General features: G+C 72.1%; 15 protein-coding genes and 1 pseudogene. 9 read left to right on the forward strand and 7 right to left on the reverse strand.

The features are described from left to right. Nucleotides 1–69 precede the first annotated feature (69 nt). Together AB0M59_RS41760 and AB0M59_RS41765 are read left to right on the forward strand one after the other, a co-directional pair. Nucleotides 70–1,143 (forward strand): Glu/Leu/Phe/Val dehydrogenase dimerization domain-containing protein, encoded by a 1,074-nt coding sequence (locus tag AB0M59_RS41760; protein ID WP_364626948.1) that lies wholly within the window; start codon nucleotides 70–72, stop codon nucleotides 1,141–1,143. Continuing rightward, the gene (locus AB0M59_RS41765; protein WP_364626950.1) at nucleotides 1,140–1,943 is read left to right on the forward strand and encodes a serine hydrolase; all 804 of its coding nucleotides are present in this window, start codon (nucleotides 1,140–1,142) and stop codon (nucleotides 1,941–1,943) included. The genes AB0M59_RS41760 and AB0M59_RS41765 overlap by 4 nt, the downstream gene beginning before the upstream one ends. On the opposite strand, the gene AB0M59_RS41770 is transcribed toward AB0M59_RS41765, so the two are convergent. Further along, on the reverse strand, nucleotides 1,928–2,875 hold the full coding sequence (locus tag AB0M59_RS41770) for a LysR substrate-binding domain-containing protein (protein ID WP_364626951.1): 948 nt from the start codon (nucleotides 2,873–2,875) through the stop codon (nucleotides 1,928–1,930). The genes AB0M59_RS41765 and AB0M59_RS41770 overlap by 16 nt on opposite strands. Nucleotides 2,876–2,959: 84 nt before the next feature. Between AB0M59_RS41770 and AB0M59_RS41775 the strand changes: the two genes are divergently transcribed. Then, nucleotides 2,960–3,907, forward strand: coding sequence for an MBL fold metallo-hydrolase (locus AB0M59_RS41775; protein WP_364626953.1), 948 nt, complete (start codon nucleotides 2,960–2,962; stop codon nucleotides 3,905–3,907). A 152-nt stretch (nucleotides 3,908–4,059) separates the two neighbouring features. Here AB0M59_RS41775 and AB0M59_RS41780 read toward each other — a convergent pair whose 3' ends face one another. The 5 genes from AB0M59_RS41780 to AB0M59_RS41800 form a co-directional block, all read right to left on the reverse strand. Continuing rightward, complete coding sequence (locus tag AB0M59_RS41780) at nucleotides 4,060–5,190, reverse strand: glycosyltransferase 87 family protein (protein ID WP_364626955.1); 1,131 nt, start codon at nucleotides 5,188–5,190, stop codon at nucleotides 4,060–4,062. A gap of 102 nt (nucleotides 5,191–5,292) precedes the next feature. Continuing rightward, nucleotides 5,293–5,958 (reverse strand): response regulator transcription factor, encoded by a 666-nt coding sequence (locus tag AB0M59_RS41785; RefSeq protein WP_364626957.1) that lies wholly within the window; start codon nucleotides 5,956–5,958, stop codon nucleotides 5,293–5,295. Next, on the reverse strand, nucleotides 5,955–7,181 hold the full coding sequence (locus AB0M59_RS41790; protein WP_364626959.1) for a histidine kinase: 1,227 nt from the start codon (nucleotides 7,179–7,181) through the stop codon (nucleotides 5,955–5,957). The genes AB0M59_RS41785 and AB0M59_RS41790 overlap by 4 nt, the downstream gene beginning before the upstream one ends. 100 nt (nucleotides 7,182–7,281) lie before the next feature. Next, entirely contained in the window at nucleotides 7,282–7,467 is a 186-nt protein-coding gene (locus tag AB0M59_RS41795) for a DUF5302 domain-containing protein (RefSeq protein WP_004559232.1), read from the reverse strand. Between the two features lie 82 nt (nucleotides 7,468–7,549). Continuing rightward, complete coding sequence (locus tag AB0M59_RS41800) at nucleotides 7,550–8,506, reverse strand: winged helix-turn-helix transcriptional regulator (RefSeq protein WP_364626961.1); 957 nt, start codon at nucleotides 8,504–8,506, stop codon at nucleotides 7,550–7,552. Nucleotides 8,507–8,645: 139 nt separating this feature from the next. Here AB0M59_RS41800 and AB0M59_RS41805 point away from each other — a divergent pair, with 139 nt between their 5' ends. The 6 genes and pseudogenes from AB0M59_RS41805 to AB0M59_RS41830 all read left to right on the forward strand — a co-directional run bounded on the left by AB0M59_RS41805 (nucleotide 8,646) and on the right by AB0M59_RS41830 (nucleotide 14,510). After that, nucleotides 8,646–10,118 carry a carotenoid oxygenase family protein gene (locus AB0M59_RS41805; RefSeq protein WP_364626962.1) on the forward strand — a complete coding sequence of 491 codons (1,473 nt, stop codon included), beginning with the start codon at nucleotides 8,646–8,648 and terminating at the stop codon, nucleotides 10,116–10,118. Further along, nucleotides 10,115–11,325: pseudogene (locus tag AB0M59_RS41810) on the forward strand (AMP-binding protein); the annotation flags it as partial. The gene AB0M59_RS41805 and the pseudogene AB0M59_RS41810, both read left to right, overlap by 4 nt. A gap of 204 nt (nucleotides 11,326–11,529) precedes the next feature. Then, entirely contained in the window at nucleotides 11,530–11,811 is a 282-nt protein-coding gene (locus AB0M59_RS41815) for a hypothetical protein (RefSeq protein ID WP_364627041.1), read from the forward strand. 4 nt (nucleotides 11,812–11,815) lie between these two features. Continuing rightward, nucleotides 11,816–13,009, forward strand: coding sequence for an acetyl-CoA acetyltransferase (locus AB0M59_RS41820; RefSeq protein ID WP_364626964.1), 1,194 nt, complete (start codon nucleotides 11,816–11,818; stop codon nucleotides 13,007–13,009). Next, entirely contained in the window at nucleotides 13,006–13,989 is a 984-nt protein-coding gene (locus AB0M59_RS41825) for an LLM class F420-dependent oxidoreductase (RefSeq protein WP_364626965.1), read from the forward strand. The genes AB0M59_RS41820 and AB0M59_RS41825 overlap by 4 nt, the downstream gene beginning before the upstream one ends. Before the next feature lie 2 nt (nucleotides 13,990–13,991). Then, a complete protein-coding gene (locus AB0M59_RS41830) occupies nucleotides 13,992–14,510 on the forward strand; it encodes a pyridoxamine 5'-phosphate oxidase family protein (protein WP_364626967.1) in 519 nt (172 codons plus the stop codon). Here AB0M59_RS41830 and AB0M59_RS41835 read toward each other — a convergent pair. Further along, nucleotides 14,500–15,342, reverse strand: coding sequence for an SGNH/GDSL hydrolase family protein (locus tag AB0M59_RS41835; RefSeq protein WP_364627043.1), 843 nt, complete (start codon nucleotides 15,340–15,342; stop codon nucleotides 14,500–14,502). The genes AB0M59_RS41830 and AB0M59_RS41835 overlap by 11 nt on opposite strands. Between the last annotated feature and the right edge of the window lie 61 nt (nucleotides 15,343–15,403).

A 15,403-nucleotide genomic window follows, 5' to 3' on the forward strand; every position in this document is an offset into this window, starting at 1 on the left:
TGCCTCCCTGCCACCCTCGAAGCGCGTCCCGGCCACGAACCGGGCGCTGGAGACAAAGGAGTCACCACCGTGACCGAAGGAGTGTTCGCCCGGGGCACCGGGCACGAACAGGTCGTGTACTGCCACGACCAGGCCAGTGGCCTCAAGGCCATCATCGGCATCTACTCCACGGCGCTCGGACCTGCCTTGGGCGGGACGCGCTTCCACCCCTACGCCACCGAATCCGACGCGCTCGACGACGTGCTCGCGCTGTCCAAGGGCATGGCGTACAAGAACGCGCTGGCCGGCCTCGACCTCGGCGGCGGCAAGGCCGTGATCCTCGGCGACCCGAAGACGCTCAAGTCCGAAGCGCTGCTGCGCGCGTACGGACGCTTCGTGCAGTCCCTCGGCGGCCGCTACATCACGGCGTGCGACGTGGGCACGTACGTGCGGGACATGGACATCGTGGCCCGCGAATCCGACTTCGTCACCGGCCGCTCGCCGGAAGACGGCGGCGCCGGTGACTCCTCCGTGCTCACGGCGTTCGGCGTGTTCCAGGGCATGCGGGCCTCGGTCGAGCACCTCTGGGGCAGCCCGGACCTGGCCGGCAAGCGCGTCGGCGTCGCCGGCGTCGGCAAGGTCGGGCACATCCTCGTCGGGCACCTGGTCGACGCGGGTGCGCAGGTGACCATCACCGACGTCTACGCCCCGGCGATCTCGCGCACGCTCGAGAGCTACCCGTCCGTGCAGGTCGCGTCCGATGTGGACACTCTGCTGCGGACCGAGCTGGACGTCTTCGCGCCGTGCGCGCTGGGTGGCGTCCTCGACGACTCGTCGGTGCCGGTGCTCGGCGCGAAGGTCGTCTGCGGCGCGGCGAACAACCAGCTCGCGCACGCCGGCATCGACAAGCAGCTCGCCGACCGCGGCGTGCTGTACGCGCCGGACTACCTGGTCAACGCCGGCGGCGTGATCCAGGTGGACGACGAGCGTCACGGCTTCGACTTCGAGCGCGCCAAGCGCAAGACGACGGCGATCTTCGACACGACGAAGGCCGTGTTCGCGCTGGCCGAGGCCGACGGCGTGCCCCCCGCGACGGCGGCCGACCGGCTCGCGGAGCGCCGGATGGCGGAGGTCGGGCGGCTGCGGTCCATCATGACCGGGTGACCCCTGAGGACATCTTCGAAGCGGCGGGCGTACGGGGTTTCCTGCACGCCCGCCGTCTCGGTTCCCCCGATTCCGTCGGTGTCGACGCGGACTCGCCGGTCGTGCTGGCGTCCGTGGTGAAGGTGGCGCTGGCGTACGAGTTCGCCCGTCAGGTGGCGGCGGGCCAGCTCGACCCGACGGACCGGGTGCGGGCGACGGCGGCCGACCGGCTCGGGGGCAGCGGCTCGTCGGGTTTCGCCGATGACGTTTCCTACAGCCTGCGCGACGCGGCGCTGCTGGCGTTGTCGGTGTCGGACAACACGGCCGCGGACCTGCTGTTCGACCGGGTCGGCGTGGAGAACGTCCGGTCGTTGCTGGCCGAACTGGGCCTGACGCGGACTTCCGTCATCGGCGCGCCGCGGGATCTCCTGCGCACGATCATCGACGACACCGTCGCCGGACTTCCCTTGCGGGCGTTGGATCCTTTGCGGACTTCGGCGACCACACCTCGTGAGATGACTTCGTTGCTGTCCGCGGTCTGGAGCGACCCCGGGCCTGGTGCGCAGGTCCGCGAGTGGATGTCGGCGCAGGTCAGCTGGCATCGGCTGACGGCGGGGTTCCCGCCGGAGGTGGCGGTGGCGGCCAAGACCGGGACGATGCCGGGGATCCGCAACGAGATCGGGATCGTCACGTACCCGGACGGCCTGTCCTACGCGGTCGCGGTGTTCACGGTCGGCGGGGCGGAGACGTTGAGACGGCCGGACATCGACCGCGCGATCGGCGACGCGGCTCGCGCGGCGGTGGATCAGCTGCGCTCGTAGAACACGTCCCACGGCCGTGCTCCGCCCGGGTCCGGCGGCACCAACCGCGAGACGCCGTCGTCCCTGAGCACTCCCGCCGCGATCTCCGCCAGCTTCGCCGCCTGCGGGTGCGGGCTCGACGACGGCCAGGCGAACGCCGTCCGCGCCCGCAGGACCTCGCCTTCGAGGGGTCGCCAGACCACGCGCGGTTCCTTGCGGGCCCGCGGCTCGAACGCCACCCCGTGTCCGGCCAGGACCAGGCCGAGCACGAACTCCGGATTGCGCGCGTGCCGGATCGAAGCCGGGCGGAAGCCGTGGTCCCAGCACGTGCGCAGCAGCGCGTCGTAACTCCCGGGCGCCGCCGCGCGCGGGGCGTACACCAGGCCTTCCCCGGCCAGGTCGGCCAGCGTCAGCGACGCGTGCCGGGCCAGCGCCGAATCCCGGGGGAGGACCACGCCCAGCGGTGTGTCGACGGCCGGCCCGAGGTCGAGCCCGACGACGTCCACCGGCAGCTGGAGGAGCCCGGCGTCCAGCGAACGGTCGGCCAGCAGCCGCACCTGCTCGGCCGTGGTCAGCTCCTGCAGGTCGAGCCGGACCGCCGGGTACTGCGTGGCGAACGCCGTCAGGAGCGCGGCGAGCACGCGCCCCGGCAGCTCCGGCGGCACGCCCGCGCGCAGGGCGTCCATCTCGCCGCGCTCGGCCTTCGCGACCAGCGCCGTCATCCGGTCCCAGCGGCCCAGGAGGTCCCGGGCTTCGGCACGCAAAACCTCGCCGGCCTCGGTGAGCGTGACGCGGCGGCCGCGGTCGAACAGCTTGGCGCCCAGCTCGGCTTCGAGCCGCTTCACGCGCTGGCTCAACGGCGGCTGCGCGATGCCGAGCCGCTCGGCGGCGCGGCCGAAGTGCAGTTCCTCGGCGACGACGAGGAAGTAGCGCAGCGAGCGAAGGTGGTCCACGCTGCGACGATACTCGTTCGCATATCGACATGCCGACGTCTCGATCTTGGACACTGCCAGCGGGTTCGTGGTCTGGTGCCCGTCATGAACACAGGACTCAGCAGACGGGGGCTGTTCGGCGCGGGCGCGGCGGCGGCCACGATCCTCGCCGGCGTGCCGGCGGCTTCGGCGACGCCGGCGCCTCGGGGGACGTCGCGGATGACTTTGCGGTGGTGGGGGAACAACGGCTGGGAGATCCGCGTGCCGGGTTCGACCGGGACGAAGACGATCCTCATCGACCCGTGGCTCACGCGGTTCAAGACCGGGACGTACACCCCGGCGGGCGCGAACCCCCGCACGCCGCTCTCGGTGAACAAGGCGCTGATCGACGGCTACCTCGACCGCGGTGAGCTGCGCGCGGACCACATCCTAGTGACGCACGGCCACTACGACCACCTCACCGACGTCCCCTACCTGGCCAAGCGCACCGGCGCGACGGTCTTCGGCACCGAGACCCATTTGAGTCTCATGGCCGCCCTGGGCGCGCCCGAGGACCAGCTGGCGATCGCGTCCGGTGGTGAGGACCTGACGTTCGACGGCTACTCGATCCGGATCCTGCGGTCCCTGCATTCGGCCACCGGCGAACGGGCCCGGGTGCCGTTCCCGGGCTCGCGGCCGCTGTCCCGCCGCGACCGGCCGAGGGTGATCGAGGACCTGCTGGAAGGCGGCACGCTCGCCTATCAGGTGACCGGCGGCGGCGCGAGCGTCCTGGACTTCGGCGGGTCGAACTACGTGGAGTCCGAGCTGGCCGGCCTCCATCCGGACGTCGTGTGCGTGCCGGTCGGCGGCGCGAAGGTGACGCAGTACGTGCCGCGCCTCCTGAGCGCGCTCGGCGGACCGAGGTACGTGGCGGCGACGCATTGGGACGACTTCGACCTGCCGCTGGGTCAGGCGAAGGACCCCAACGGCGGTCTGGAGACCCTGCGGAAGGCGGTGGCGGGCACGTCGAGCGAGTTCGTGGTGCTGGACCACCTGGGTTCGTTGACGCCGTAGCCGCTTGTCCACAGCCTCGCCGTGGTGTGGACAAGCGCTCGACCGGACGGCGTCCCCGGCAAGTCGTCTTGGTTCGCTTACCGGCGGCTCCGCAAACGTCTTGAATGAGTCATTCAGGTCTTCGGAAGCCCTGAATGACTCATTCAAGACAGCTACTGGACCTTGCCGGAACCCGCCAAGCGGCGGGGGCGGTCGCGGATCGCCGCCGCCACGAGCACCACGCCCGCGACGAGGGCGACCAGCAGGTAGGCGTTGCCGATGAGCGCCTGCCCGGCGGTCCAGTCCCGCTCCCGGCCCTCTCCGCCGGGCACCACCGCCACGGTCCAGCCGGTGAACACCGCCGCGAGGAGCAGGGCGGACCACCGCCGGCCGGTGGCGAGCAGGTACCCGAGCGCGGGCCCGATCCACACCCAATGGTGTGTCCAGGAAATCGGGCTCACCAGCAGCGCGCACCCGGCGGTGACCAGCAACGCGCCGCGTTCGTCGCCCGCCCGGTGCCGCCACCGGACGACGAACGCCGCGCCCGCCACGGCCACCGCGGCGACGACCGGCAGCCAGACCTGACCGGGCGCCGTCCGGGCGGCGAACCCCGCCCACGACTGGTTCCCCACCCAGCCCTTCATCTGCGCGAAGTGGTCGTTGAACAGGGCGGACGTCCAGTACCGGGCCGAGTCGGCCGGCAGCAGCACGGCGCCGAGCGCGGTGGCTCCGGCGAACGTGGCGAGCGCGCGCGCCGCGTCGGCCCGGCGGCCGGTGAGCAGCAGGTGCCCGACGAAGATCAGCGGGATCAGCTTGATCGCCGCCGCGAGGCCGATGAGGACCCCGCCGGCCGAGCCGCGCCGGCGCAGGACGTCGACGATCACGAGCGCCATCAGCACCAGGTTGAGCTGGCCGAGCCCGACGGTCTGCCACACCGGCTGCAGGCCGAAAGCGACGAGCACCGCCGTGGCGCCCGGAGCGTAGGGCCGCAGGGCGAGGGCCAGCGCGGGTGCCGCGGTCACCGCGACCAGGCCCCAGCACCACTGCACGGGCAGCGCCGCGAACGGGGTGAACAGCAGGGCCGCGAACGGCGGGTAGGTGAACGGCAGCTCCGGCGCCCACCCTGGCAACGCCGACAGGTGTCCGTAGAGCGGCTCCCCGCGGAGCACGGCGATCCCGCCGGCGCGGTACACCGCGGAGTCGACGCCGAGCGGGCGGCCGAGTGACCACCACAGCACCGCGACGAGCGCGAAGGCCGCCGCCGCCGTCAACGCCACGGTCTTGGTGCGCCGCGAGATCCCCATGGCCGCAACGATGATCGACGGCGGGCGACCGGTCGTCGTGCCCGGGTGCCGTCTTCCGGCGGCACCCGGGTAGGGCCGCTGCTCGCGCGTGCTACTCCGGTATCACCGGCCGGGCACCACGATGCCCGCTTCGTAGGCGGCCACGACCGCCTGCGCCCGGTCCCGCGCGCCGAGTTTGCCGAACACCCTGCTGACGTGGGTTTTCGCGGTCTGTTCGGCGATCACCAGCGCTTGGGCGATCTCCGCGTTGGACAGGCCCTTCGCGACCAGGCGGAGCACCTCGGTCTCGCGCTCGGTCAAGTCCGCGATCCCGGCACGCCCCCGGGAACCGGCCTCGGCGGCCCGGCCGCGGACCGCGAACTCGCCGATGAGCCTGCGGGTGACCGACGGGGCGAACAGGGCGTTTCCCGCGGCGACCACGCGCACCGCGACGACCAGGTCGTCCAGCGGCGCGTCCTTGAGGAGGAACCCGCTGGCGCCCGCGCGCAGCGCGCCGTAGACGTACTCGTCGATGTCGAACGTCGTCAGCATCAGCACGCGGACGGCACCGCCCGCGCCGAGGACGCGGCGGGTGGCTTCCAGACCGTCCACACCGGGCATCCGGACGTCCATCAGCACGACGTCCGGCGAGAGCTCCGCGCAGCCGGTCACCGCTTCGGCGCCGTTCGCGGCCTCGCCGACCACCCGCATGTCGTCCTGGGCGTCCAGCACGGCGCGGAAACTCTGCCGGACCATGGTCTGGTCGTCGGCGATGAGCACGGAAATCACGCGTTCTCCTCGTGGTCCAGCGGCAGCTCCGCGACGACCTCGAACCCGCCCTCGGCCGTCGGCCCGGCCACCAGCCTGCCACCGAGCATCGCGGCCCGCTCCCGCATGCCGAGCAGTCCGTGCCCGCCGGTCCCGGGCGGGCGGCCGGGACCGGCCGGGGCGTTGCGCACCGCCGCGTGCACGGACCCGGCGCCGACCCGCAGGTCCACGTCGATCGCCGCGCCGGGCGAGTGCCGGACCGCGTTGCTCAGCGCCTCCTGCACGATCCGGTAGGCGGACAGGGCGACGCCCGCGGGCAGCGCGTCGAAGTCACCCCGCACCCGCACCGTGCAGGCGGCGCCGAGGGCACGCACCCGCTCCGCCAGCTCGGCCACCCGGGTGACGTCCGGCTGCGGCGCGACCGGTTCGCCGGTGCTCTCGGTCCGCAGCACACCGAGCAGCCGGCGCATCTCGACCATGCCTTCCCGCGCGGTCCCGGTCAGCTCGGCGAACTCGGTTCGCAGCTCGTCCGGCAGCCCGGGGAAGCGGTAGCGCGCGGAGCCGGTGCGCAGCGCGAGCACGGACATGTGGTGGGCGACCACGTCGTGCAGTTCCCGGGCGATGCGCGCGCGTTCCTCGAGGACCGCGGCCCTGGTCTCCTCCGCCGCCCGCCGTCGCCGCTGTTCGGCGCTCTCCCGCTCGGCGACCCGCCGCTGCCGCACCGCGTTGCCGCCGAGCAGCACCGCGGTCATCAGGGCCATCAGCAGGGCCAGGTCGCGCCAGTCCCCGACCCAGACGCCCATCGCCGCGGCCGAGACCACGCCGACCACGACCAAGACGGCCTGCGCGTGGCCCGCCGCGACCAGGAACCAGACCACGGCGGCGGTCAGCGCCAGACCCGGCGACCACGGCCAGCCCCACAGCCGGGGCAGCGCCGGGTACGCGGCCGGAGTGGCCACGATCAGCACGACGAGCAGCCGCCACGCCCACAGCGGTGACCGGACGGCGATGATCGCGGGCACCGCGCTCGCCGCGGCGAGCCCGAGGGCGAGCGGGCTTCCGGCCATTTCCCCCGGTGCGGTCTGCGCCGCCACGAACCCGCTCCACAGCCCGGTGCCGACGACGGCGGCGGCCCGCAACCGGGCCAGGCCGGCCGACCGCGCCCGCACTTCGGGCCGGCCCCCGGCGTAGAGGACGTGCCGCGTGCTCCGCCACGCCTCGTCCCACCGCACCCGACCGGCCATCGGCCCACCCTAGGACGCCGGTCCGGGCCCGGGTACGCCGAAGGCCACCACGGACGCGCGTCCGTGGTGGCCTTCGGAAGCTTCCGGAAGTCCCGGAGTCTCAGCCGCTCTTGCGGCGGAACGTCCGCTTGTTGGCCGCGGGCCCGTGGGCGTGCTGGTTCTTGCCGCCGCCGTTCTCGTGGGACGCTCCCGAGCGGGCGTGCGCCTGCTTGCGCTCGAGCGCCTCCCGGAACTTGCGCTTGACGTCGTCCTCCTCGCCGCTGGGCGACGGATTCGGTTCACTCATGCTTACCTCCGGAACTGACGACGTGTGACCGCTCCAGCCTGGCATCAGACAAACCGCTTGGCGAGTCGATTACGTCACGTCATCAGCGTTTGGGGGACGGCACTCCGCCGAACTGCACCGACTTGCGGGTCAGCGGGCGGCCACAGTGGTCGCACAGCAGCATCGGCTGCAGCCGGTTGCCGCACTCGACGTGGTGCAGCGTGATGTCCGGCTCCTGGCCCGCCACCTCGAAGCCGCGCGACCACTCCGCGATGAACGCCAGTGCCGGGAAGAACGCCAGCCCCTTCGCCGTCATCCGGTAGTCCCGCGCGTCGGTGCGGGTTTTCGCGGTACCGGTGCGCAGCACACCGACCTCGACCAGCTTGCTCAGCCGGGCCGACAGCACGCTCGGCCCGATGCCCAGCTCGCGCTCGAACTCCGAGAAGTGCCGGCAGCCGAGCAGCGCGGACACCAGAAGCCCCGTCGACCAGCGGTCGCCCAGCAGCTCCATCGTGTCGGGGAAGAACATCATCGGGTCGCCGGCCAGGGACTCCGCGTCCTTGCGGCGGAAGCGCTTGGACGCCGTCGCCGCCGCGACGCCGGTGCTGTCCAGTCGCGAAGCCCGCACGTCACGGGCGTCGACCCGGCGGCCGCAGGCGCCGCAGCCGAGGGGCGCTGATGTAGCCAGCTCGCAGTCGAGGTGGATCAGCGTCGGCAGCACCTCGCGGCGGCCTTCGACCCACTCGCGCTCCCACGCCCAGATCGAGATCAGCAGCGGCCACAGCTCCAGGCCGCGTTCGGTGAGCCGGTACTCGTGCCGCGTGCGGCGCGCGTCCCGGTACGGCACGCGGGTGAGCATGCCCGCGTCCACCATGTCCCGCAGGCGTCCGGACAACGCGGTCGGCGAGATGCCCAGCCGCAGGCGCAGCTCCTCGTAGCGCCGGAAGCGCAGGAACAGGCTCTGCAGGATGAGCAGCGTCCACTGGTCACCGACCAGCTCCAGTGCTCTCCGGAGCGGATCCCCCGCGGGCCGGACACGTTGTGCGGTCGCCTCGGTCACCGGTCTTCCCCCTGTTCAACGAACGGCCTCAGCGTACACCTGGCTACAGCAAAAGAAGCCTATTGACACCTGACTACACAAATCATAGTCTCATCCCCATCAGCCAGCGCGGTGAGCCCGACAGTCAGGGAGCAGCCCGATGACCAGCACCTCCGAACAGCCGCTGATGGTGGCCCGGACGGCGGACACCGGCGAGGCCAACCCCTACCTGCTCGGCGTCTACGCCCCGGTCGGCGCCGAGATCGACGCCGAAGACCTGCAGGTCATCGGCGAGATCCCGAAGGACCTCAACGGCGTCTACCTGCGCAACGGCCCGAACCCGCGGTTCGCCCCGGAAGGCCGCTACCACTGGTTCGACGGCGACGGCATGATCCACGCCGTCCACCTGGAGAACGGCAAGGCGCGCTACCGCAACCGCTGGGTCCGCACGAAGGCCTTCGAGGCCGAGTCCGAAGCCGGCAAGGGCCTCTGGACCGGCGTCATGGAGAACCCGAAGAACAACCCCTTCGGCAACAGCCACGGCCTGGGCCTCAAGGACAACGCCAACACCGACGTCGTCTTCCACCGCGGCCGGATCCTCGCGACCTGGTACCTGTGCGGCTCGCCGTACGGCATCGACCCGCTCTCGCTGGAGACCCTCGGCGCCGAAGACTTCCTCGGCACCCTGGTCGGGGACATGATGGCCCACCCCAAGGTCGACGAGGCCACCGGCGAGCTGTTCTGGTTCGACTACGGCCCGCGCCCGCCGTATCTGCGCTACGGCGTGATCAGCGCGGACGGCAAGGTCGTCACCACCACCGAGATCGAGCTGCCCGGCCCGCGCCTGCCGCACGACATGGCCATCACCGAGCACCACGCGGTGCTGATGGACCTGCCGCTGGTCCAGGACGTGCAGGCGGCGAAACTGGGCCGCCACAAGCTGCATTTCGACCGCTCGATGCCGAGCCGGTTCGGGGTCCTGCCACGCTACGGGAACGGTAGCCAGATCCGCTGGTTCGAAGCGAGCCCGTGCTACATCTACCACGTCGTCAACGCCTGGGAATCCGGTGACGAGGTCGTCCTCGACGTCTGCCGCGTGCAGAAGCCGGCCCCGCGGCCGGACGCGCACACGCCGCTCGCGAAGATGCTCTCCTACCTGCGGCTCGACGCCCAGCTGCACCGCTACCGCTTCAACCTGCGGACCGGCGCGTGCCACGAGGCCCCGCTCGACGACGCCAACACCGAGTTCCCGACCGTCGACTCCCGTGGAGTCGGTCGTGAGAACCGGTACTCCTACGCGGTGCACATCTCGCCCGAGTCGACGCTGAAGTTCGACGGGCTCGTGCGCCACGACAATCTTGCCGGCTCCAAGACCGAATACCGGTTCGGTCCCGGCCGGTGGGGCAGTGAGGCCCCGTTCGCACCCCGCGACGGAGCAGCCGCCGATTCGGCGGACGGTTACCTGGTGACGTTCGTGCAGGACGAGCGTGAGGGACGCTCGGAACTGGACATCTTCGACGCCGCCGATCTCGCTGCCGGACCCGTGGCCAGGGTCCTGTTGCCCCAGCGGGTTCCGCTCGGTTTTCACGCGACCTGGGTCCGGGCGGACCAGCTGGAAAACCTCCGTTCATGAGATGCCATCGAGAGGGTCGCGCCCGGGATCTCCGGGCGCGGGGATGGTGGAGTGCGGAGACGATCGACCGGCTCGTGAAGGAGCGGGTCAGTGCCGACCCGGAGGGTCTCGCGCTGGTCGATCCACCGAACACCACCGCACTGGTCGGACGCGACCCGGTGCGGTGGACCTGGAACCGGCTCGACGAACGTGTCGACGTCCTGGCCGCGTTCCTGCTCGCCAGAGGGGTGCGAGCAGGAGACGTCGTGGCCGTGCAGCTGCCGAACTGCTCGGCCCTGGTGCAGGCGTTCCTCGCGATCGTGCGGATCGGTGCCGTGGTCACCTCGTTCCCGGTGTCCTACGGGAGCACGAGATGGGTCCGATGTGCCGGCGCACCGGGGCTGTCGCGGTGGTGACCGCATCCAGGTACGGCGAGCACCCGCTCGCCGGGGCGGCCCTTGGGCTAGTAGGCGCTTCGGCGCCGTCGGTCCGGTTCGTCGTCGCCCGGGGGGACGACGAACCGGCCGGCGCCCTGGCCTGGCCCGAAGAACCGTTGTCCGAAGTGGAACAATCCACTTTGGACTCGTACCTGAGCACGCTCGATACCGACATCAACGACTGCGTGACGATCTGCTGGACGTCCGGCACCGAAGCCGAGCCGAAGGCGGTCCCGCGCTGCCACGGCGACTGGCTCGCGACGGCGGGCGGCTGCGTCCAGGCCGCCGGGATGACCCGCGACGACGTCCTGCTGTCGCCGTTCCCGATGACGAACATGGCCGGCATCGGCGGGATGTTCCTGCCGTGGCTGCTGACCGGCGCCGTGTTCGTCCCGCACCACCCGTTCGACCTGCCGGTGTTCCTGGGGCAGCTCGCGGCCGAACGCGTGACGTACACGCTCGCGCCACCGGCGTTGCTGACCATGCTGCTGCACAACGAAAAGATCCTGTCCGGAGTGGACATCTCGGCCCTGCGCAAGATCGGGTCCGGCTCGGCGCCGCTCTCGCCGTGGCTCGTGCGCACCTGGGCCGAGCGGTACGGCATCGACATCATCAACTTCTTCGGCTCCAACGAAGGCACCGCGCTGCTGTCCGGTCCGGTCGACATCCCGGATCCGGACCAGCGCGCGAGCTACTTCCCGAACTACGCCTCCGAGGTAACCTGGTCGACGCCCGTCGCCGCCTGGACGTCGGTCCGGCTGCACGACCCGGTCACCGGCGAGCACGTGACCGAGCCCGGGCGCCCCGGCGAGCTGCACATCGCCGGGCCGACGGTGTTCGCCGGGTATCTCACCTCGGTGGGAGAGCCGCTCGACACCTCGTCCTTCGACGAGGACGGGCACTTCCGCACCGGCGACGTCTTCGAGATCGCCGGGGAGCGAGGGGAGTTCATGAAGTACGTCGACCGGATGAAGGACCTGGTCATCCGCGGCGGGATGAACATCTCGCCCGCCGAGGTCGAGGGCCTGCTGGCCGGGCACCCGGACGTCGCCGACGTCGGCGTGGTCGGCGTCCCCGACGACGTCATGGGGGAGCGCGTCTGCGCGGTCGTCGTGCCGGGCGCGCGCAAGCCCTCGCTCGAAGAGCTGGTCGCGTACCTGCGCGAGAAGAAGGTGGCCGCGTTCAAACTCCCGGAACGACTCGAGTACGCCGACGCCTTGCCCCGCAACCCGGTGGGGAAGATCCTGAAGCGGCAGCTGCGGGAAAGTCTGGAGTGAGGCCATGACCGTGTTCGTGCTGGGCGGGGCGCAGACCGACTTCGCGCGCAACTACGCGAAGGAGGGGCGCGGGATCCTCGAGCTGTTCGCCGAGGTCGTGCCCGCGGCCCTCGCGGACGCCGGGGTCGGCGCGTCGGACGTCGGAGTCGCGCACGTCGGGAACCTCGCGGCGGAGCTGTTCACCGGCCAGGCCCAGCTCGGCGGGCTGCTCGTGGCCGCGGTCCCGGAGCTGGACGGGGTGCCGTCGACCCGGCACGAAGCCGCGTGCGCGTCCGGCAGCACGGCCGTCCTCGCCGCGTGCGCCGACATCGAGGCGGGGCGCTACGACCTGGCGCTGGTCGTCGGGGTCGAGCTGATGCGCAACGTCGACGGCCAGCGGGCCGCCGAGCACCTAGGGTCCGCCGCGTGGGCCGGGCACGAAGCCGTCGCCGCGAAGTTCCCGTGGCCCGCGCTCTTCGCCGACGTCGCTTCGGCGTACGACTCGCGGTACGGACTCGATCCCGAGCACCTCGGGCAGTTCGCTTCGCACGCTTTCGCCCGCGCCGCAAGGAATCCGCTCGCCCAGGCGCGCGACTGGTGCTTCCCTTCCGGTGCCTTCGGCGCCGACGACGACCTCAACCCGGTGATCGAGGGCCGGCTGCGCAAGCAGGACTGCGGCCGGATCACCGACGGCGCCGCGGCGGTCCTGCTGGCTTCGCCCGCGTTCGCCGAGCGGCTCGGCGGCGGCTTCCCGCGCATCGCGGGCTTCGGGCACCGCACCTCCCACATCGGCCTCGCCGAGAAGATCGCGTCCGGCGGCGAGTACCTGTTCCCGCACCTGCGTGGCGCGGTCGTCGACGCTTACGAGCGCGCGGGCGTGGCCGGGCCGGACGCGCTCGACGTCGTCGAGCTGCACGACTGCTTCACGATCACCGGGCTCGTCGCGCTCGAACACCTCGGCGCCGCGCCGCCCGGCGACGGCGGGAAGTTCATCGCCGACGGCGGGCTCGACACGGCCGGGATCAACCCGGGCGGCGGCCTGATCGGCCTCGGGCATCCGGTCGGCGCGACCGGCGTCCGGATGCTGCACGACGTCGCCCGGCAGGTGACCGGCGACGCGGGCGAGACGCAGGTGGAGGGCGCGCGCACGGCGTTGACGCTCAACGTCGGCGGCTCTTTTACTACAGTGGTGACCATGATCGTTCAGGCTTCGGCATGAAGCTTTCGGTGTCGCTGGGGCTCTGGCAGGACCGGCCGCCGGAGGAGGCACTGGAGACCGCGCGGGCCGCCGAGGCCGCCGGGTACGCGGAGCTGTGGATCGGCGAGATGGCGACGTGGGACGCGTTCGCGCTCGGCACGGCGATCGGCGCTGCGACTTCGCGCATCTCCTTGACGTTCGGGCCCCTCGCGGTGACCGTGCGGGACCCGGCGACGATCGCGATGGGCGTCGCGTCGGTCGCGGCGCTGACCGGCCGCCCGACCGGGGTCGCGCTGGGCACGTCCAGCGACGTCGTGGTGCGGGGCTGGCACGGCCGGTCCCGTTCCCGAGCAGCCACCGCACTCGAAGAGTCCGCGATCGCCGTGCGGCAGCTGGTTTCCGGTGATAAGTCCACTGTGGACGGCTCGGTGGCTGGTTCCCAGGGATACCGGTTGCGGCTGGCCGCACCGAAGTCGCCGTTGACGATCGCCGCGTTCGGGCCGCGCGCTCTCGACGTCGCCGCGCGGCACGCCGACCGGATGGTGGTCAACCTGGTCAGCCCGGCCGCCGCGGCTTCTTTGGTGCGGGGGCTGCGCGAAGCGGCTTCGCGGGCGGAGGTGACGCCGCCGCCGGTCGCCGCCTGGGTGGTCGGCGCGGTGGATCCCGGCCCCGCGGAGATCGAGCAGCTGCGCCGCGGCGTCGTCGGGTACCTGGCAGCGCCCGGGTACGGCGAAATGTTCCGCGAGGCCGGGTTCGGTGACCTGGTGGACTTCGCGCGCACCCGTCCGCACCCGCGTGAGCTGCTGGCCGCGGTGCCGGTCGAGGCGATCGCGACGGTGGGTCTGCTGGGCTCGCGCGAGGAGGTCGCCGCGAAGGCGCGGGAGTACGCGGAGGCCGGGATCGACGAGCTGGCGATCGTGCCCGCGACCAGCGACGACGATCCCGGCGGAGCGAAAACCCTCGCCGCGTGTCGATCCGCCGTCGTCCCGTTCGACGCGTAGGCATGACTGAACCCACGAAGACCAAGAACCTCGACCAGAACGGGTGCCCGGCGCTGCCGTGGAGCCGGGCGCGCGACCTTCTCGCGACGCAGACCCCGAAGGAGGACCTGACCTTCTTCGTCGGGACCGTCCGCCCCGACGGCCGGCCGCACGCCGCCGGCGTCGGAGCGATCTGGGTCGACGACGCCCTCTACTTCGTGAGCGGGGCCGGCACCCGCCGGGCCCACAACCTGGCCGCGAACCCGGCGTGCAGCGTCTCGGTGCGGCTGAAGGGACTCGACCTCACCCTGGAGGGCGAGGCCGAGCACGTCGGCGATCCCGCCACCCTCGAACGGGTCGCCGCCGTCTACCGCGAGGGCGGCTGGCCGGCCGAGGTGTACGAAGGCGGCTATACGGCGTCGTTCATGGCGCCGAGCGCCGGACCCGCGCCGTGGTTCCTCTACCGGCTCGTGCCCACCCGGGCGATCGGCGTTGCTTGCGCCGAACCCTACGGCGCGTCTCGCTGGGACTTCACGCCCTGACGGCCGCGGTGACCAGCGCCCCGATGCCGCGCATGCCGGTGGCGTTGGGGTGCAGCGGCGCCGCGACCGACGTCGGGATCACGCTCTCGAACCACTTGACGCCGGGCAGCTTGCAGACGTCGTGCCCGATCGACGCCGTCCGGACGTCGACGTAGGTCGCGTCGTGCGCGGCGGCCTGCCGGGCCAGGGCCGCGTTCGTCTTGTCGACGCTGCCTTGGATGTAGTTCGCGTCGCGCGGGGTCAGCGGCGCGACCGGCCAGCACCCGTTGCGGGGCAGGTAGGTGCCGTAACCGGCGACGAAGACGTCCGCGTTCGGTGCCTTCGCGTGGATGGCGTCCAGCAGCGCGCCCCACGTCGGTTCGAACGCGGCGATCTTCTCGGCCAGCTGGTCGTGCCCGCCCGCCGTGTAGCGGTCGACGCAGTCCGGGTTGATGCCGGGCAGCAGGTTGATGCAGCTGGTCGCGGCGCCGACCAGGCCGACGTCGTTGCCGCCGATGGTGAGCGTGACGGTCTTCGTGGTCGCGCTGAGCGCGTCGAGCTGCGGCGGGACCGCGCCGGTCTCCGTCGACTGCGGCGCGTACATGTCCGCGGTCGTCGCCCCGGAGCAGGTGACGTCCTTCAGCGGGACGTCGAGCTGCTTCGCGGAGACGTGCGGGTAGTTCGCGAGCGACCGGAGGCAGCCCGGGGACGAGAGGTCCGGGGGCAGGATGAGCGGGCCGGCCGCGGCCGAGTCCCCGAGCGCCACGTACTCCCCGCTCGCCGCGGCCGCGGTGCCGGCGGTCGTGACCGCCAGCGCGGTGACCAAGATCGTGATGAACGCCGTTGTCCTCACTCGCACGCCGTCCTCCTTGACGTTGTGTCGATGGTTGGTCTTCGTGACACCATCGGCACCG

Source organism: Amycolatopsis sp. NPDC051371, assembly GCF_040682155.1.
Lineage (GTDB): Bacteria > Actinomycetota > Actinomycetes > Mycobacteriales > Pseudonocardiaceae > Amycolatopsis.

Excerpts from the sequence above, each read along its gene's own strand:
- AB0M59_RS41775 (WP_364626953.1), top strand. The coding sequence starts at position 2,960 with ATGAACACAGGACTCAGCAGACGGGGGCTGTTCGGCGCGGGCGCGGCG.
- AB0M59_RS41780 (WP_364626955.1), bottom strand. The coding sequence starts at position 5,190 with ATGGGGATCTCGCGGCGCACCAAGACCGTGGCGTTGACGGCGGCGGCG.
- AB0M59_RS41790 (WP_364626959.1), bottom strand. The coding sequence starts at position 7,181 with ATGGCCGGTCGGGTGCGGTGGGACGAGGCGTGGCGGAGCACGCGGCAC.
- AB0M59_RS41795 (WP_004559232.1), bottom strand. The coding sequence starts at position 7,467 with ATGAGTGAACCGAATCCGTCGCCCAGCGGCGAGGAGGACGACGTCAAG.
- AB0M59_RS41805 (WP_364626962.1), top strand. The coding sequence starts at position 8,646 with ATGACCAGCACCTCCGAACAGCCGCTGATGGTGGCCCGGACGGCGGAC.
- AB0M59_RS41815 (WP_364627041.1), top strand. The coding sequence starts at position 11,530 with ATGAACATCTCGCCCGCCGAGGTCGAGGGCCTGCTGGCCGGGCACCCG.
- AB0M59_RS41820 (WP_364626964.1), top strand. The coding sequence starts at position 11,816 with ATGACCGTGTTCGTGCTGGGCGGGGCGCAGACCGACTTCGCGCGCAAC.
- AB0M59_RS41825 (WP_364626965.1), top strand. The coding sequence starts at position 13,006 with ATGAAGCTTTCGGTGTCGCTGGGGCTCTGGCAGGACCGGCCGCCGGAG.
- AB0M59_RS41830 (WP_364626967.1), top strand. The coding sequence starts at position 13,992 with ATGACTGAACCCACGAAGACCAAGAACCTCGACCAGAACGGGTGCCCG.